This window comes from Exiguobacterium sp. s46 (genome assembly GCF_018618875.1).
Lineage (GTDB): Bacteria > Bacillota > Bacilli > Exiguobacteriales > Exiguobacteriaceae > Exiguobacterium_A > Exiguobacterium_A abrahamii.
In genome coordinates this window covers 1,819,081-1,836,083 of record NZ_JACSMY010000001.1, presented here as the reverse complement: position 1 = coordinate 1,836,083, position 17,003 = coordinate 1,819,081, and the positions used below count along the sequence as shown (strand labels likewise).

At 47.8% G+C, this 17,003-nt stretch carries 18 protein-coding genes, 1 tRNA gene and 1 pseudogene; 17 read left to right on the top strand and 3 right to left on the bottom strand.

The features are described from left to right. The first annotated feature begins 28 nt into the window (after positions 1–28). The 5 genes from trxB (at position 29) to KNQ08_RS09575 (ending at position 4,242) form a co-directional block, all read left to right on the top strand. Positions 29–991 carry a thioredoxin-disulfide reductase gene (gene trxB, locus KNQ08_RS09595; protein ID WP_023469225.1) on the top strand — a complete coding sequence of 321 codons (963 nt, stop codon included), beginning with the start codon at positions 29–31 and terminating at the stop codon, positions 989–991. A 111-nt stretch (positions 992–1,102) separates the two neighbouring features. Then, entirely contained in the window at positions 1,103–1,972 is an 870-nt protein-coding gene (rapZ, locus tag KNQ08_RS09590; protein WP_050678698.1) for an RNase adapter RapZ, read from the top strand. Further along, entirely contained in the window at positions 1,972–2,970 is a 999-nt protein-coding gene (locus KNQ08_RS09585) for a gluconeogenesis factor YvcK family protein (protein ID WP_035409984.1), read from the top strand. The genes rapZ and KNQ08_RS09585 overlap by 1 nt, the downstream gene beginning before the upstream one ends. Next, the gene (whiA, locus tag KNQ08_RS09580) at positions 2,967–3,923 is read left to right on the top strand and encodes a DNA-binding protein WhiA (protein WP_023469222.1); all 957 of its coding nucleotides are present in this window, start codon (positions 2,967–2,969) and stop codon (positions 3,921–3,923) included. The genes KNQ08_RS09585 and whiA overlap by 4 nt, the downstream gene beginning before the upstream one ends. Before the next feature lie 82 nt (positions 3,924–4,005). Continuing rightward, positions 4,006–4,242 (top strand): hypothetical protein, encoded by a 237-nt coding sequence (locus KNQ08_RS09575; RefSeq protein ID WP_023469221.1) that lies wholly within the window; start codon positions 4,006–4,008, stop codon positions 4,240–4,242. Positions 4,243–4,354: 112 nt separating this feature from the next. On the opposite strand, the pseudogene clpP reads toward KNQ08_RS09575, so the two are convergent. Together clpP and KNQ08_RS09565 are read right to left on the bottom strand one after the other, a co-directional pair. Beyond that, positions 4,355–4,939, bottom strand: a pseudogene (gene clpP / locus KNQ08_RS09570) (ATP-dependent Clp endopeptidase proteolytic subunit ClpP); the annotation flags it as partial. A gap of 182 nt (positions 4,940–5,121) precedes the next feature. Beyond that, positions 5,122–5,197: transfer RNA gene (locus KNQ08_RS09565), tRNA-Arg, on the bottom strand. A gap of 153 nt (positions 5,198–5,350) precedes the next feature. On the opposite strand from KNQ08_RS09565, the gene KNQ08_RS09560 reads away from it, so the two are divergent. The 10 genes from KNQ08_RS09560 to KNQ08_RS09515 all read left to right on the top strand — a co-directional run bounded on the left by KNQ08_RS09560 (position 5,351) and on the right by KNQ08_RS09515 (position 15,380). Further along, a complete protein-coding gene (locus KNQ08_RS09560; RefSeq protein WP_214805374.1) occupies positions 5,351–6,493 on the top strand; it encodes an RNA polymerase factor sigma-54 in 1,143 nt (380 codons plus the stop codon). After that, positions 6,484–6,744: a glutaredoxin family protein gene (locus KNQ08_RS09555; RefSeq protein WP_214805372.1), complete on the top strand. Its 261-nt coding sequence runs from the start codon at positions 6,484–6,486 to the stop codon at positions 6,742–6,744. The genes KNQ08_RS09560 and KNQ08_RS09555 overlap by 10 nt, the downstream gene beginning before the upstream one ends. A 118-nt stretch (positions 6,745–6,862) precedes the next feature. Next, positions 6,863–7,888 (top strand): sugar-binding transcriptional regulator, encoded by a 1,026-nt coding sequence (locus KNQ08_RS09550; RefSeq protein WP_214805754.1) that lies wholly within the window; start codon positions 6,863–6,865, stop codon positions 7,886–7,888. Between the two features lie 53 nt (positions 7,889–7,941). Further along, complete coding sequence (gap, locus tag KNQ08_RS09545) at positions 7,942–8,949, top strand: type I glyceraldehyde-3-phosphate dehydrogenase (protein WP_023469217.1); 1,008 nt, start codon at positions 7,942–7,944, stop codon at positions 8,947–8,949. Positions 8,950–9,070: 121 nt separating this feature from the next. After that, complete coding sequence (locus KNQ08_RS09540) at positions 9,071–10,255, top strand: phosphoglycerate kinase (protein WP_035396304.1); 1,185 nt, start codon at positions 9,071–9,073, stop codon at positions 10,253–10,255. Positions 10,256–10,282: 27 nt separating this feature from the next. Beyond that, complete coding sequence (tpiA, locus tag KNQ08_RS09535; protein ID WP_023469215.1) at positions 10,283–11,035, top strand: triose-phosphate isomerase; 753 nt, start codon at positions 10,283–10,285, stop codon at positions 11,033–11,035. After that, positions 11,036–12,583, top strand: coding sequence for a 2,3-bisphosphoglycerate-independent phosphoglycerate mutase (gene gpmI, locus KNQ08_RS09530; RefSeq protein ID WP_214723889.1), 1,548 nt, complete (start codon positions 11,036–11,038; stop codon positions 12,581–12,583). 59 nt (positions 12,584–12,642) lie between these two features. Then, positions 12,643–13,935, top strand: coding sequence for a phosphopyruvate hydratase (eno, locus tag KNQ08_RS09525; protein WP_023469213.1), 1,293 nt, complete (start codon positions 12,643–12,645; stop codon positions 13,933–13,935). Positions 13,936–14,206: 271 nt separating this feature from the next. Further along, positions 14,207–15,118, top strand: a complete 912-nt coding sequence (locus KNQ08_RS09520; protein WP_149427767.1) for an acyl-ACP desaturase — start codon at positions 14,207–14,209, stop codon at positions 15,116–15,118. Positions 15,119–15,131: 13 nt separating this feature from the next. After that, entirely contained in the window at positions 15,132–15,380 is a 249-nt protein-coding gene (locus tag KNQ08_RS09515) for a hypothetical protein (protein ID WP_231925650.1), read from the top strand. A gap of 136 nt (positions 15,381–15,516) precedes the next feature. Here KNQ08_RS09515 and KNQ08_RS09510 read toward each other — a convergent pair whose 3' ends face one another. Then, entirely contained in the window at positions 15,517–15,819 is a 303-nt protein-coding gene (locus KNQ08_RS09510) for a hypothetical protein (protein ID WP_235609834.1), read from the bottom strand. A gap of 153 nt (positions 15,820–15,972) precedes the next feature. Between KNQ08_RS09510 and KNQ08_RS09505 the strand changes: the two genes are divergently transcribed. Further along, complete coding sequence (locus KNQ08_RS09505) at positions 15,973–16,317, top strand: hypothetical protein (RefSeq protein WP_058704563.1); 345 nt, start codon at positions 15,973–15,975, stop codon at positions 16,315–16,317. A gap of 362 nt (positions 16,318–16,679) precedes the next feature. Continuing rightward, the gene (locus KNQ08_RS09500; RefSeq protein WP_029342472.1) at positions 16,680–16,919 is read left to right on the top strand and encodes a hypothetical protein; all 240 of its coding nucleotides are present in this window, start codon (positions 16,680–16,682) and stop codon (positions 16,917–16,919) included. Positions 16,920–17,003: the final 84 nt, after the last annotated feature.

Below are 17,003 nucleotides of genomic sequence, written 5' to 3'. Positions count from 1 at the left end.
CAACGATTACGATAAATGGGGTGGAATCATGGCGGAAACAGAACAAAAAATTTATGACGTCATCATCATCGGGGCAGGACCTGCTGGGATGACAGCCGCACTTTATGCATCACGTGCGAATCTTTCGACATTGATGATCGAACGCGGGATTCCGGGCGGTCAGATGGCGAACACTGAAGATATCGAGAACTATCCAGGATACGATAGCATCCTCGGACCTGATCTCTCGCAAAAAATGTTCGACCACTCGAAAGCATTCGGCGCAGAATATGCGTACGGAGACGTTCGAAGCATCGAAGACGGTAAAGCGTATAAAACGATTCATGCACACAACAAAGATTACTACGCGCGGGCGATCATCATCGCGTCTGGTGCACAATATAAAAAGATTGGCGTACCGGGTGAAGAAGAGCTCGGCGGTCGCGGTGTCTCATACTGTGCCGTTTGTGATGGTGCGTTCTTTAAAGAAAAAGAACTCTTCGTCATCGGTGGAGGCGACTCAGCCGTTGAAGAAGGCGTCTACTTGACACGCTTCGCGAAAAAAGTCACGATCGTTCACCGTCGTGATGAGCTCCGCGCTCAAAAGATTCTTCAAAAACGCGCGTTCGACAACCCGAAAATTGACTTCATCTGGAACCATACGGTCAAACAGATCAACGAACAAGACGGGAAAGTCGGCGGCATCGAGTTAATCAACACAAAAACAGCTGACGTGACGACGCATCCGATCGATGGTGTCTTCATCTACATTGGGATGAACCCAATCACTGGTTACGTCCAAGATCTCGGCATCTTAAACGACCAAGGCTACGTCGTAACGAACGAAGCGATGGAAACGAACATCAAAGGCATCTTTGCTGCCGGTGATGTTCGTGAGAAAACACTTCGTCAAGTTGTTACAGCAACAAATGATGGTTCGATTGCAGCGCAAAATGCACAGCATTTCATCGAAGCGTTGCTTGAAGAATTACAAGAATCCTCACACGCATAATATCGAACCAGTTTCATTGAAGGAGACTTCAGTGAAGCTGGCTCTTTTTTTATGATATACTGAGAAAGAAGTGAAAAATACACACGGAACTGTTGTCTGGAGGGCGAAAAGATGGAACAGAATCAACCGCAACTTGTCATCATCACGGGTATGAGTGGGGCTGGGAAGACTGTCGCAATGAACAGCTTTGAGGACTTAGGCTATTTTTGTGTCGACAATTTACCCCCGACGTTACTGCCGCATCTCATCGAAGTCATTGGACAAGTGCGTCCTAAAATCGCCGTTGCCATCGATACCCGCGCGCGTGATTTCATCGACAGCTTTTTTGTCGTCTATGAGGATTTAAAGAAAACCGACTTACAAATCCGGATGTTGTACCTCGATGCACGAAACGATGTCCTCGTACGCCGCTACAAGGAATCGCGTCGTTCGCATCCGCTCGCACCGACGGATTCACCGTTGATCGGAATCGAACGCGAGCGGACGTTGCTCGAAGGATTCCGTGATAAGGCACAGATGCTGATTGATACGAGTGACATCAAGCCGCTTGCACTGAAAGAACGTCTCTTGAAGGAATTCACGGAAGGCACGCGGATTCCGTTCACGGTCAACGTCATGTCGTTCGGCTTTAAACATGGCTTACCGCTTGATGCCGATCTCGTCTTTGACCTGCGCTTCTTACCGAATCCTTTCTACATTCCAGAGCTGCGTCCAAAAACGGGACTCGACGAGGAAGTCGCGTCATACGTCATGCAGTGGCCGGAAGCGAAGCTGTTCTATAAAAAACTTGTCGATTTGCTCGAGTTCCTGATTCCACAATACGAGCGGGAAGGGAAGTCGCAACTCGTCATCGCCCTCGGTTGTACAGGCGGGAAACACCGCTCGATTACGTTCGCCGAAGCGATCAGTAAAGAATTTGCGACGCAGTATCACATCGAGACGAATCACCGGGATTATGTGCATGCGAAGGAGGAGAAGTGATGAAATGGGAACGTAAAGTCGTCGCTGTCGGTGGCGGGACAGGACTCTCGACGCTTCTTCGTGGACTCAAGCATTATCCGCTCGACATCACAGCCATCGTCACGGTCGCTGATGACGGCGGCAGTTCTGGTCGTCTGCGGACGGAATTCAACATGTTGCCGCCGGGCGATATCCGAAACGTCATCGTTTCCTTATCGAAGTCGGAGACGTTGATGGACCGAATCATGCAGTACCGGTTCGAGACCGGGGAAGGACTACACGGGCATTCGCTCGGAAACTTGATGTTGACGGCAGCAACCCAGCTCTGTAACGGTTCGTTCGTCGAAGCAATCGGCGTCATGGGACAATTGTTGAACGCAGAAGGAAAGGTCTATCCGGCGACGGAACGAACGATCACGTTATGTGCTGAGTTCGAGGACGGGACGATCGTCAAAGGCGAGTCGTTGATCCCGAAGGTCGGTAAGAAGATTGAACGGATCTTCCTTGAGGAACAAGACGTCCGTCCGGTACCGGAAGCGATTCAGGCGATTCTTGACGCCGACGTCATCGTCCTTGGTCCAGGTAGTCTCTATACGAGTATCATCCCGAACGTCCTGATCGATGAGATCCGGGAAGCGATCCAACAATCACTGGCTCCGGTCGTCTATATTTGTAACGTCATGACGCAACCCGGTGAGACGACGGCGTTCACTGCCAATGAACATTTAGCGGCACTCGAACGCTTCCTCGGACAAGGCGTCGTTGATACGATCATCGTCAATAATGAATCGATCGATGCGAGTTACCTGAAGAAATATCAAAAGGATCACGCTGACATCGTCACCTATAATGAAAAACAATTCGAGCTCGCTGGCGTTGAAGTGCTGGCAGACGATATCGTCGATTACAATCATCACTTCATCCGTCATGACTCAGATGCCGTCGCAAGCCTCGTCATGCGAAAAGTGTTGTCGATTCGACGGATGCGTCAACTCGAAGGGAAGGAGGAGCTGACATGAGCTTTGCCTCAGAAGTCAAAAAAGAATTAACGCAGATTCCGATCACCGATCACGAGATGAAGGCGGAACTTGCAGCGCTCGCGCGGATGAACGGTGCGATCTCGTTCGGTCTCGGACGTGGTCTGACACTCGATATCTCGACCGAGAATGCGTCGATTGCTCGTCGGATCTACTCGCTTTTGAAAAAAGCATACGGAGTCCATCTCGATCTGCTCGTGCGGAAGAAAATGCGTCTGAAAAAGAATAACGTCTACATCGTCCGCGTCAAACAACAGGCGGATAAGATTTTGCAAGACCTCGGAATCCTCGGAGAAGGATTCACGATGATTCGTTCGATCAGTGACACGATTCTCAACGATGAACGAAAAGCACGCGCTTATTTACGAGGGGCGTTCCTCGCCGGAGGTTCGCTCAACAATCCGGCGACGTCGTCGTATCACTTGGAGATCTTCAGCTTATATGAAGAACATAATGCAGCGCTCCGTGGTCTATCGAACGTCTTTGATTTGAACGCGAAGGCAATCGAACGGAAAAAGGGACACATCCTCTACATCAAGGAGAGCGAGAAGATTTCCGATTTCCTCAAGCTCGTTGATGCGACACAATCGATGCTACGGTTCGAGGATGTGCGGATCTTAAAAGACATGCGTAACTCGGTCAATCGTCTCGTCAACTGTGAGACGGCAAACCTCAACAAAACGGTCGGTGCGGCATTACGCCAAGTCGAGAACATCAAGTTCCTTGAGCGGACGGTCGGGCTCGATGTCTTACCGGATAAGTTGAAGGAGATCGCGATCTTGCGCGTGACACATCAAGACGTCACGTTACAAGAGCTCGGGGAGATGGTCGAAAGCGGCTCCATCTCAAAATCAGGGATCAATCACCGGTTGCGGAAGATTGATCAAATCGCTGAAAAAGTACGGAATGGAGAGTCGATGACAGGGGCCTTATAAGAGGGTCGCTTGCGGGATGAACCATAGTCTACTATAATATATAGTCGATGCAACTAAATGTTCGAATTAAGGAGTTTTTGAAATGGCTAACGAAAAGAAACGTATTTCGCTGACAGTCGATGCGAAGTTTGATGAAGTGTTAACAAAAAAAGCGAAATCAATCGGTGTACCGAAAAGCACACTCGTTGCGTTCGCAACATCTTTATTCCTGAAACAATTACAAGCAGAAGAAGAGCTTTCGCCACATGCGAACGCGATCTACTCGCTGATTCGTGAAAACCACGATATCGTTTCAGACATCACAGACTTGATCGACTGATCATCGACCTCTCGTTCTATAAGGAACGGGAGGTTTTTTTGTATGCAACGATAAACGACAAGACTTTATGGATACAAAAAAAGTGTCTCCCGAAGGAGACACTCTGGATGACTTATGCACGTTCCATGACGCGGTCGATGAGACCGTAATCAGCAGCAGCTTGTGCTGACATGAAGTTGTCACGCTCTGTATCGCGTTCGATGACTTCAAGTGGTTGTCCTGTGTTTTCAGCCATGATTTTGTTGAGGTGCTCACGCATTTTGATGATACGCTCCGCATGGATTTTGATATCCGATGCTTGACCTTGTGTACCACCGAGTGGTTGGTGGATCATGATTTCAGCGTTTGGTAACGCGAAACGTTTTCCTTTTGCGCCTGCTTGGAGCAAGAACGCACCCATCGATGCAGCCATACCGATACAAATCGTTGAGACTTGTGGCTTGATGAAGTTCATTGTATCGTAAATCGCCATACCGGCAGTGATCGAACCACCTGGGCTGTTGATGTAAAGCGAGATTTCTTTATCTGGATCTTCTGCTGCTAAGAACAGAAGTTGGGCAACGACTGAGTTGGCGACGTTGTCGTCAATCGCGCTCCCGAGAAGAATGATGCGGTCTTTTAGCAAACGTGAGTAGATATCGTAAGCACGTTCCCCGCGGTTTGTTTGTTCGATGACTGTTGGAATTAACATAGTCTTTGCCTCCTTATAGTTGGTATGTAGCTTCCTATTCGACTTATCCTTATCATAATCCTTTGGTCAATATTGGTCAAAAGATACGATGCGACTTTTAGGTATTTTTCCATTACAAGGGCAAATGAAACATATCAATATAGAAAAAAGGCAACGCCATTGCTGGCATTGCCTTGTGGTTGAATAAATGGTACACCCGGAGAGATTCGAACTCCCGACACCTGGTACCGGAAACCAGTGCTCTATCCCCTGAGCTACGGGTGCATCTGATGTACTGAACAATTAATAGTATAGCGACATTTTTTCAGAAAAGCAATAGGGAAGCATGACTTTTCTTTTCTCTAGCGACTCAAAAGGGGTTCAGAGCACGTTTTTTAAAACGTTTCTTCTATAATAAGAAGTGGGGGAGGGGAATCGATGGATCAACGCCAGGAACAGACGCAACAGATGACGTTATCGGCGTCACAACAGTATCAGTTACATGTGCTTGAACAACCAGCGGCAGAGCTCGAGGAGGAATGGCGACGGTTGAAACGACGGTTGCACCGCCATTACCCGAATCAGGTTTCGTTAGAGGTCGAGCAGATGGCAGGACATTTGGCGTCCTATGAAGACGAGCTTCTTGCACAAATACGTTTAGAATCAGTCAGACAGGAAATAGGATATATGGCGGAACAACTCATCGTGTATTTAGAAGCGGACGGTTTATTGCGGACATCGGACGAGCAACTCGCTGCATCCTTCTCGACCAATGTCGCAACGATTAAAGAAGCACGGACACTCTTACAACAATGTGAACCAGTCGGCATCGCTGCCCGCTCGGAACGCGAGTGCCAATGGTTACAGGCGATCGAGCTAGACGACACGGAATTGATCGAACTGACGGATCGGTTGCGGCATGCTCCGGCGAGTCAGGTATTCGCTCAGTACAGTGAACAGGACCGGACACGATTGCGAAAACGATTGACGCGGCTGAGCCGGACACCGGATCTTCCTAAAGAGGAACGATCGGTCATGGCAGAAGCGCGGATTCACCTGTTAGTTGGAAAACTTCAGATCGACTGGATGACACTCGACACGGATCAGACGTGGCTCGAATTAAAAGAGGCAACGCCTTTTTTGCGCGCGTACGAACGACGTCGCGTTACGATGCATGCCATCCTCTCGGTCTTGCTTGAGCGACAAGAACGCTGGTTCAAGGGAGAACTGCATCTTGAGCCATTGACGAAAAAACAAGTCGCAGAAGCAACGGGACATCATCCGTCAACGATTGGTCGAGCGATTGCTGCGAAGTATGTCGAGACGGTCCATGGTCTCGTTGCTTTAGAAGACTTGTTCGTCTCACGAACGACAAGCGGAGATTCGAGTTTTTTGATTAAACGGCGGATCGCCGAATACATTCAGCACAGTGATTGTCCGTTAAGTGATCAGCAATTAACGGATCGCCTGCAAGCAGACGGTCTGACAGTCGCGCGACGGACGGTTGCGAAATATCGGGCAGCGCTTGGTTTAACAAAAAAAACGATGCAGCAAAGGAAGGCGCAATCAGAATGGGATTAAAACGACACAGACACTTAACACTCTATTCACGTCCGGGATGTACGCTATGTGAAGAGGCCGCCATCTTACTCGACTTCGTACTCGATGAGTTTCCGGAATGGACGTTCGAGGAAGTCAACATTGATCAGGATGAAGCGCTCAGTCTACGGTTCTTATACGAGATTCCCGTTGTCATGCATGACGGCGAAATCTGGAGTTATGGCAAAATCGAGACAGAAACAGTAAGAAAACGCTTACTTCAAAAAACTTGAGAAACGAGACTTGCAAGGCGAGAAACGGACTGTTATGATAACGGTGTACCAAGTGGGACACGTTATGACATGCGGGACAGAAAGCGTCCAGCTACTTGAGAGGAGAGGGAAATACATGATTCGGCAGTTAGTCCAGATCCAAAAACGAATCGTGCCTGATCTGATCGAAGAAATGCAGACACGCTACGACATCCTTCATTATGTGCGACTAATGCAACCGATCGGACGACGTACGCTTGCGACAAGCCTTGGCTTGACGGAACGCGTCTTACGGCGGGAAGTCGACTTCTTGAAGCAGCAAGACCTCCTAGAGGTCGCAACGCAAGGGATGTCCTTAACGGATGAAGGACGAAACGTTCTTCGCAGCATGCACAGCATCATGGGAGAACTCGCAGGGATCTCAGACATGGCGAAAGCCTTGAAAGAGAGACTCGGGGTACGGGACGTCGTCATCGTACCGGGTGATTCCGATGAGACCTTCTGGGTACAACGAGACATGGGACGGGCGACCGTCGCACGACTCAAGCGAGAGCTTTCTTCAAACCATCACAATACGATCGCTGTCACAGGCGGTACGACGATGGCTTCGGTCGCGGCGATGATGTCGCCAGACAAGGAACACCGTCCGATGACGTTCGTTCCGGCACGCGGAGGACTGGGAGAAACGCTCGAGCTACAAGCGAACACAGTATGCTCACGGATGGCGTCACGCGCTCAAAGTGATTATCATCTGCTTCACATCCCGGACATGGTCAGTACAGAGACGTTCGTCAAGATGATCGAAGAGCCGAGCATAAAAAATGTGCTTCAAATGATTAAAGGTGCTTCAATCGTGGTACATGGAATTGGTGAGGCGAAAACGATGGCAAAACGTCGTCGCGCGTCTGAGGATCTCCTGACCCGACTGGAACATGAACAGGCAGTAGCAGAAGCATTCGGATATTACTTCGACCGAGACGGGAACATCGTGCACCGGGTCAAGACGGTTGGTCTCCAACTGGATGACTTGAAGCAAGTCGAACACGTCATCGTCGTCGCAGGTGGTCATTCGAAGGCAGAAGCGATCAACGCCTATGTCAAACAGTCGCCAGACATCATCCTGATCACGGATGAAGGCGCAGCAGCTTCGATTTTGAAAGGGTAACCCCCTTTTGAATAATAGATAACTCGCTTTACATTAAAAGGAGGAAAATTATCATGGCAGTAAAAGTTGGTATTAACGGATTTGGACGTATCGGACGTTTGGCACTTCGTCAAATTCTTCAATTCGATGGAATCGAAGTAGTCGCGATCAACGACCTTACAGACACTAAAATGCTTGCACACCTTCTCAAATATGATACGACTCAAGGTCGTTTCGACGGCGAAGTTGAAGTACACGACGGTTACTTCCTCGTCAACGGTAAAGAAATCAAAACACTTGCTAACCGCAACCCAGAAGAACTCCCATGGGGCGAGCTCGGTGTTGACATCGTTCTCGAATGTACTGGTTTCTTCACAGACAAAGAAAAAGCTGAGCTTCACTTAAAAGCTGGCGCTAAAAAAGTCGTTATCTCTGCACCTGCAACTGGCGACATGAAAACAGTCGTCTTCAACACGAACCACGAAATCCTTGACGGAACTGAAACAGTTATCTCTGGTGCTTCTTGTACTACAAACTGTCTCGCGCCAATGGCTAAAGTTCTCCAAGATCAGTTCGGAATCGTTGAAGGTCTCATGACTACGATCCACGCTTACACTGGTGACCAAAACACACTCGACGCTCCACACCCTAAAGGTGACTTCCGTCGTGCACGTGCGGCAGCAGCAAACATCGTTCCAAACTCAACTGGTGCTGCAAAAGCAATCGGTCTCGTTCTTCCAGAACTTCAAGGTAAACTTGATGGATCTGCACAACGTGTACCAGTTGCTACAGGTTCACTCACTGAGCTCGTAACTGTACTCGACAAAAAAGTTTCTGTAGAAGAAGTCAACGCAGCAATGAAAGCAGCTGCTAACGAGTCTTACGGTTACACTGAAGACGAAATCGTTTCTTCTGACATTGTTGGTATCTCTTACGGATCACTCTTCGATGCAACACAAACGAAAGTCATGACAGTCGGCGACAAACAACTCGTTAAAACAGTTGCTTGGTATGACAACGAAATGTCTTACACTAGCCAACTCGTTCGTACACTCAAACACTTCGCAGAAATCGCTAAGTAATTCGAGCAATTAAATAGCAATTGAATAAGAGCGGAAACGATATCAGTCTCCGCTCTTATTGCGGAAAAAAGCGGGAGGGGCATTCGCCCCTCACTATACGTAAGAGACGGAGGACGAATGTATGAATAAGAAATCGATTCGCGACATCGATGTACAAGGAAAACGCGTATTTACACGCGTGGATTTCAACGTACCGTTGGAAGACGGTAAAATCACGGATGACACACGGATCCGTGCTGCACTCCCAACGATCAAACACTTGATCGACGGCGGAGCAAAAGTCATTCTCGCTAGCCACATGGGTCGTCCAAAAGGCGAAAAGAACCCTGAGTTCTCACTTGCACCAGTCGTAGCACGCCTCAGCGAATTGCTTGGTAAAGACATCAAGCTCGTTGAAGAAGCATACGGTCCAGTTGCAGAAGAAGCAGTCAGCAAACTCGAAAACGGCGATGTCGTCGTCTTAGAGAATGTTCGCTTCTACCCTGGTGAAACGAAAAATGACGAAGAGCTCGCTAAAGGATTCGCGAAACTCGCTGACGTCTTCGTCAACGACGCGTTCGGTGCAGCACACCGTGCACACGCATCGACAGAAGGTATCGCACACCATGTCGACACAGCAGTTGCCGGTCTTCTCATCGAAAAAGAACTTCAAGTTCTCGGTAAAGCTCTTTCTAACCCAGATCGCCCGTTCACGGCAATCATCGGTGGTTCGAAAGTAGCGGACAAAATCGGTGTCATCGATCACTTACTCGACATCGTCGATACGTTGATCATCGGTGGCGGCTTATCGTACACGTTCCTCACAGCTCGTGGTATCGAAGTCGGTACTTCACTTCTTGAGGTCGACAAAATCGACCAAGCGAAGGAATTCATGAAGAAGGCAGAAGAAAAAGGCGTTAAGTTCCTTATGCCAATCGACTGCGTCATCACGAAGGAATTCGGAGAAGAAACATATGTCGGACCACGTGACATCACAGAGATCCCAGCAGATCACATGTCACTTGATATCGGTCCAAAAACGGTTGAACTCTATGCAGAGGCAATCAAGAACTCGAAACTCGTCGTCTGGAACGGACCGATGGGCGTATTCGAACTCGATAAATACGCAAACGGTACAAAAGGTGTCGCGCAAGCTCTTGCGGACAGCGATGCGTACTCAATCATCGGCGGTGGCGACTCAGCTGCTGCGGCAGAGAAATTCGGTCTTGCTGACAAAATGAGCCACATCTCTACAGGTGGTGGAGCAAGTCTCGAATTCATGGAAGGGAAAGCTCTTCCTGGTGTCGAAGCGCTAAACGACAAGTAATCTAAGTTCACAAGGGAGTGTTTCTCAATGCGTAAACCAATTATCGCAGGTAACTGGAAGATGAATCTGACGCTCAAGGATGCAGTCGCATTCGTTGAGGAAGTCAAAGGAGCTGTACCTGCTTCGACGACAGTCGACGCAGCCGTCTGTGCGCCAGCAGTATTCTTGGCACACTTGACAGAAGCAGCAGCTGGTACGGATCTTAAGATCGGTGCTCAAAACATGTACGACAAAGAGAGCGGTGCGTTCACTGGTGAAATCAGCCCGCTCATGCTCAAAGAACTCGACGTGACATACGTCATCCTCGGTCACTCTGAGCGTCGTGAGTACTTCGGCGAAACAGATGCGTTCATCAACAGCAAAGCGAAAAAAGCGTTCGAGCACGGCCTCGTTCCAATCGTTTGTGTAGGTGAAACACTGGAAGAGCGTGAAGGCGGCAAGTTCGAAGACGTCATCCGCGAACAGACAGCAAACAGCCTTAAAGGTCTTACTGTCGACCAAGTGAAAAATCTCGTCGTCGCTTACGAGCCTGTCTGGGCAATCGGAACAGGTAAATCAGCGACAGAACAAGATGCACAAGATTCTTGTAAATTCGTCCGTGACGTCGTTGCAGCTGAATTCGGTGCTGAAGCAGCAGAAGCTGTCCGCATCCAATACGGTGGTAGCGTCAAACCGGAAAACATCAAAGAATATATGGCTCAACCAGACATCGACGGCGCGCTCGTCGGCGGTGCAAGTCTTGAGACAGGATCGTTCCTCAAACTGTTGGAGGCGATTTAAATGAAAAAACGTCCAGTCGCACTGATCATCCTTGATGGTTTTGGTATGCGTGACGAGGAGTTCGGAAATGCCGTTACGGCGGCAAACAAACCGAACTTCGACCGTTACTGGGGTCAATACCCGCATACGTTGTTGAATGCGAAAGGCGAATACGTCGGTTTGCCTGAAGGTCAAATGGGGAACTCAGAAGTGGGTCACCTGAACATCGGTGCAGGTCGCGTCGTCTATCAATCGCTATCCCGAATCAACAACGCGGTCAAGGATCGCTCGTTCTTCTCGCGTCAAGCGATGAACGATGCGGCAGGTCACGTGAAGAAATATGGTTCAGCGCTTCATATCTTCGGTTTGGTCTCTGACGGTGGAATCCACAGTCACATCAACCACTTATATGCGGTGCTCGAATTCGCGAAACTTCACGAAATCGAAAAAGTCTACCTCCATGCTTTCACGGACGGTCGTGACTGCGACCCACAATCGGGCGCTGGTTTCCTCCGTGACGCGCAAGCGAAGATGGATGAATTGAATGTTGGACAATTCGCGAGTATCTCTGGTCGCTACTATGCGATGGATCGCGATAACCGTTGGGAACGCGTCAAGAAAGTCTATGACGCCATCACGTTCGGTGAAGGTCCGACGACGAAGGATCCAATCGGCATGGTTGAAGCTTCGTACAAACAAGACGTAACGGATGAGTTCATCGAACCAACTGTTGTCGTGCAGGAAGACGGTACGCCAGTCGCACCGATCCACGATAACGATGCGATCGTGTTCTTCAACTATCGTCCTGACCGTGCGATTCAGCTTTCGAAAGTCTACAAAGAAAAAGGTGGCTTCAACGGCTTCGAAATTCCAGACAACGCACCGAAGAACCTGCTACTCGTCTCAATGACGAAGTACTCGGATGCGATTGATACGGACATCGTCTTCCCGCCTGAAGACATCAAGAACACGCTTGGTGAGACATTGTCAAAACAAGGTCTCAAACAGCTACGCATCGCGGAAACGGAAAAGTATCCGCACGTCACGTTCTTCTTCAACGGACAACGTGAAGAACCATACGAAGGGGAAGATCGGATCTTGATCCCTTCACCAAAAGTCGCGACATACGACTTGAAACCGGAGATGAGCGTCTATGAAGTCACAGATGCCCTCGTCGACGCAATCAACTCGGACAAACACGACGCGATCATCCTCAACTTCGCTAACCCGGATATGGTCGGTCACTCGGGTATGCTCGAGCCGACGAAAAAGGCGATCGAAGCTGTCGATGAGTGTCTTGGGAAAGTCGTTGACTTGATTCTCAGCAAAGGCGGCGCGGCAGTCATCACGGCTGACCACGGGAACGCGGATAAAGTCCTCAATGCGGACGGCAGTAAGATGACGGCGCATACGACAGAACCCGTTCCATGTATCGTGACGGTCGAGGACGTTGAACTCCTTGAACCACTCACAGGTGCACTCGCTGATCTCGCACCAACGGTCCTTGATCTCCTCGGAGCAGACCAACCAGCAGAGATGACTGGTAAATCGATCGTTTTGAAGAAATAATCCCGTCGATCGAAGTAGCTACACCACATATTTCTTACACACAAAAGGAGCGAATTTAAATGTCAATGATTACAGAGATTTACGCACGCGAGATTCTTGATTCACGCGGTAACCCAACAGTAGAAGTAGAAGTTTATACAGAAGATGGCGGTTTCGGTCGCGCACTCGTACCATCAGGTGCATCAACTGGTGAGCACGAAGCAGTCGAACTCCGTGATGGCGACAAAGCACGTTACCTCGGAAAAGGTGTTTTGAAAGCTGTTGACAACGTCAACGAAAAAATCGCACCAGAAATCATCGGTTACGATGTCTTCGACCAAGCTGGAATCGACAAAAAGATGATCGATCTCGACGGTACGAAAAACAAAGGTAACTTCGGTGCTAACGCAATCCTTGGTGTTTCTATGGCTGCTGCACGTGCTGCTGCAGATGAGCTTGGTCTTCCACTCTACACATACCTCGGTGGATTTAACGCGAAAACATTACCAACTCCAATGATGAACATCATCAACGGTGGATCACACGCAGACAACAACGTGGACTTCCAAGAGTTCATGATCATGCCTGTCGGTGCTCCAACATTCAAAGAAGCACTTCGTATGGGTGCTGAAATCTTCCACGCGTTGAAATCAGTTCTTAGCGGAATGGGTCTTAACACAGCAGTTGGTGACGAGGGTGGATTCGCTCCAAACTTGAAATCAAACGAAGAAGCAATCACAGTTATCCTTGAAGCAATCGAAAAAGCTGGCTACAAAGCAGGCGAAGATGTTTACCTGGCAATGGACGTCGCTTCTTCTGAGTTCTACGATAAAGCAGCTGGAACATACAACCTCGCTGGCGAAGGCAAAGTCCTCTCAACAGAAGAGCTTGTTGAATTCTACGCACAACTCGTTGACAAATACCCAATCATCTCAATCGAAGATGGCTGTGACGAAAACGACTGGGATGGTCACAAACTTCTTACAGATCGTATCGGACACAAAGTCCAACTCGTTGGGGATGACTTGTTCGTAACGAACACTGAGAAACTTGCTGAAGGTATCGAAAAAGGCATCGCGAACTCGATCCTCATCAAAGTTAACCAAATCGGTACGTTGACTGAAACATTCGACGCAATCGAAATGGCTAAAAAAGCTGGTTACACAGCTGTCGTTTCTCACCGTTCTGGTGAAACTGAAGATTCAACGATCGCTGACATCGCTGTTGCGACAAACGCTGGTCAAATCAAAACGGGTTCACTTTCACGTACAGACCGTATCGCGAAATACAACCAACTTCTCCGCATCGAAGACATGCTTTCAGACGTTGCTGTCTACGACGGAATCAAATCATTCTACAACCTCAAGAAGTAATTTCAGGTTGATTGTTTGAACAAGCTATAAGGAAAACCTCCTATTCGTGTGATACGTACACACGGATAGGAGGTTTTTTTTACATATCAAGCGATGTCAAACGCGAAAATCCCTTTTGTCATCAAAACTAAAATGAACTGTCAAAAAATTGATTTATCTCATTAGACGGCTAAAATGTTATACTCATAAATAAGTGCAAATTAAATAGTTATAGCGATTAATTACACCTTAATCAATGAAGGTGAAAAATACGTTTAAAGGAGATACGATCATGTTAAATTCAGATTTAGATATCCGTTTAGAACCACGTATTCAAGAGTTATATCGACTGCATAAGGAACGTTCAGCTAATATTGACTGGAGCTACCACGAGTTCATTCCATGGGATAAGGCGATGTCGTTTAAACGCGTTCCTTGGGATGAGAGCCAAGTCACGCTTCCAGAAGGTGTTATCGTAGCAATTGAGACGGCATTACTGACAGAAGTCAACTTACCATGGTATACGTCACACTTAGACTATACATTCAAGAACTCGATGGAAGTCATCAATGACTTCGTCCGGACATGGACAGCAGAAGAAGACCAGCACTCGAACTTACTCGAGACGTATTTACTCGTCACGCGAAACGTCAATCCAACGCGACTCCATCAGTTAAGAAGACGCGTCGTTGAGAACGGCTGGTTCCCGGACTTCACGAACCCGCTAGCGACGATGGCATATACGTCACTGCAAGAGTTAGCGACACTTGTCTTTTATAACAACGTGGCGAAAATCGCAGGGGCGCATGACAAGGATTTGGCAACGCTACTCCGTCGTCTAGCGAAGGACGAAGCACTGCATTATGCGTTCTATCGTGACACGGTCAAAGCACACCTAGAGCTTGACCCGAACTTCATCGTCTTCTTCGAAGACGTCATCATCAACTTCTCGATGCCAGGTGCTGTCATGCCTGATTTTACGGAACGCATGAAGACGATTGCTGTTGATACGAACTATGGACCACTCCAATACTTCGACCAAGTATTAGACGTCGTCGTCAAATTCTGGGGCATCGCTGATTTAGAACCGACAACTGACGAAGCGAAACAATCTCAAGCGAACATCATGAAGTATCACGGACGTTTGAAGCGCATCAAGGAACGTCAGGAACGCCAACTCGAAAAAGCGAATCTCGACGTCTAAGGAGGCAATGAACATGAAGTGTGAAATCTGTGGAACTGAAACGAACAACCAAGTCAGTTACTTGGAACTCGATACGTGGGAATTCAACTCATTGAACAAAGAAGCAAAAGACTTTTATCCGATTTGTTTTGATTGTTTTGATAAACATACGAACCATTTCATCGATCAGGAAATGGATCTGGAGTTACGAAAAAAACGTTCACAAATGGTCAACAAAGAAGTAGAAGCCGAAATCGAAGCGATTCTTGAGGTCGAGAATTAAGGAATCTTCTTCATAGAAGTATAACCGGTAGTGCTTCGGCTCTACCGGTTTTTTACGTCTATAAAAAAGCAGCTATTTCTTCTTTCACGCAAACACGTGCACGTGATGGAAGAAATAGCTACTTTTTAATATGAAATCAATCTTCAATAAACGTAACGAGATAATGATGAGGGGAATGAAGGGGTGCACGGGTCACGAAAAAATCTGGGAGATCTACATCGATTCCAAGTTCACGTAGTGTATCCGGCTCCAGACATTCTTGAACGAGACGCTTAATATCCTGTAATAATTCATCATGCAGGTTCGCTTCCTTTGGAAAGGCGCGCTTCGCATCGTCGCGTAATAATAATACGATCGGCGGTAGCCCCCGCAATAGGTCGACTTGAAGAGGCTGCTGATGACGTTCGAAATAATCATTCAGACAACTGACGACCCTCATCGAGTGTTCTTCTTTCATCCGATCCCAACTCTCTGTATGTGACTGTAACTCTCTAGCTATTCCCTAATTGAAGCGAGGATATGCAGGGAAACTGGAAATGAAGCATTACGAGGACGCTGTTCGGGGTAGAACTAGAGGGAAGGGGGAATCGACATGCTATTTCGGTTTTTGTTTTTAGGGCTTGATACGTCGATTGGTGACATCCCGTTGCGCCTCATCTATTTTACGGAACTCATACTATTCATCGGTTTGTATCAAATCACGAGCCGATTTTCACGTCAGAGTCTGATTTTGGGAACGGCACTCGGAATTGGCGGACTGATTGCCATCTTACCCGGTGCGCTCTATATCATCCGTTATAATCCGGAGGATGCCGTCATCGATGTCACGTTCCTATTGATTTATTTATTTGAGCCGCTAGCAATTGTTGCGTTCATTGTTGCTTTGATTCGACGTTTGTTCGTGGAGCGAAAAAGAGCCGGGAAAGCAAAGAGATGAAAGTCTTGTCAGTTAGACTCCGATTGTTCATGAATTTCCGTCCAAGACGTCGCTTTCCGCGGACGGAAGGCAAGTCTCCTTGTCGCGTGTGCTCCTGCGGGGTCTTACCTATTCCGCTCTTCCCGCAGGAGTTTCCGTCTTTTTCGGAAATCAACAATCTAACCTAACGTGCTACTGAGAGGACAAGAAATACACCGTAAGATGGCGTGACGCTGTCTTGCGGTGTATTTGCGTATGCATCCAAATACTTTCTTTCAATAGTGTAAGGGAGAGTAACTGGAAGAATATTCTATAATAGAGGGAGAGCGAAATCAGATCTTAGTTGGTTTCGTAAGATCCTGATGATTATAGGAGTGAGTTTCGTGCATAAAGTGTTGTTTGGTTTATCTGTCTTAAATAGTCTCTATATTACGAATAACTTATTTACGTATTCCGATAGTTTTTTAAATGCGCCACTCGGCATCACGACCGTCATTGCCGTGACATTGATGTTCCTGAATGACAGCGTCAAAAAAGATAAACCGTCACTGTACACGAAAGCGACCGACGGATTAGGATTCATTAATATTTTGATTGGTCTCTCATTGATCGTCTTTATTTAAGATATGATTCGTGCATGATCATATGGAATGATCGTAAGTCTGATGCGGTGTCAGGCTTCTTTTTTTATGGTCCAATCCAAGGAC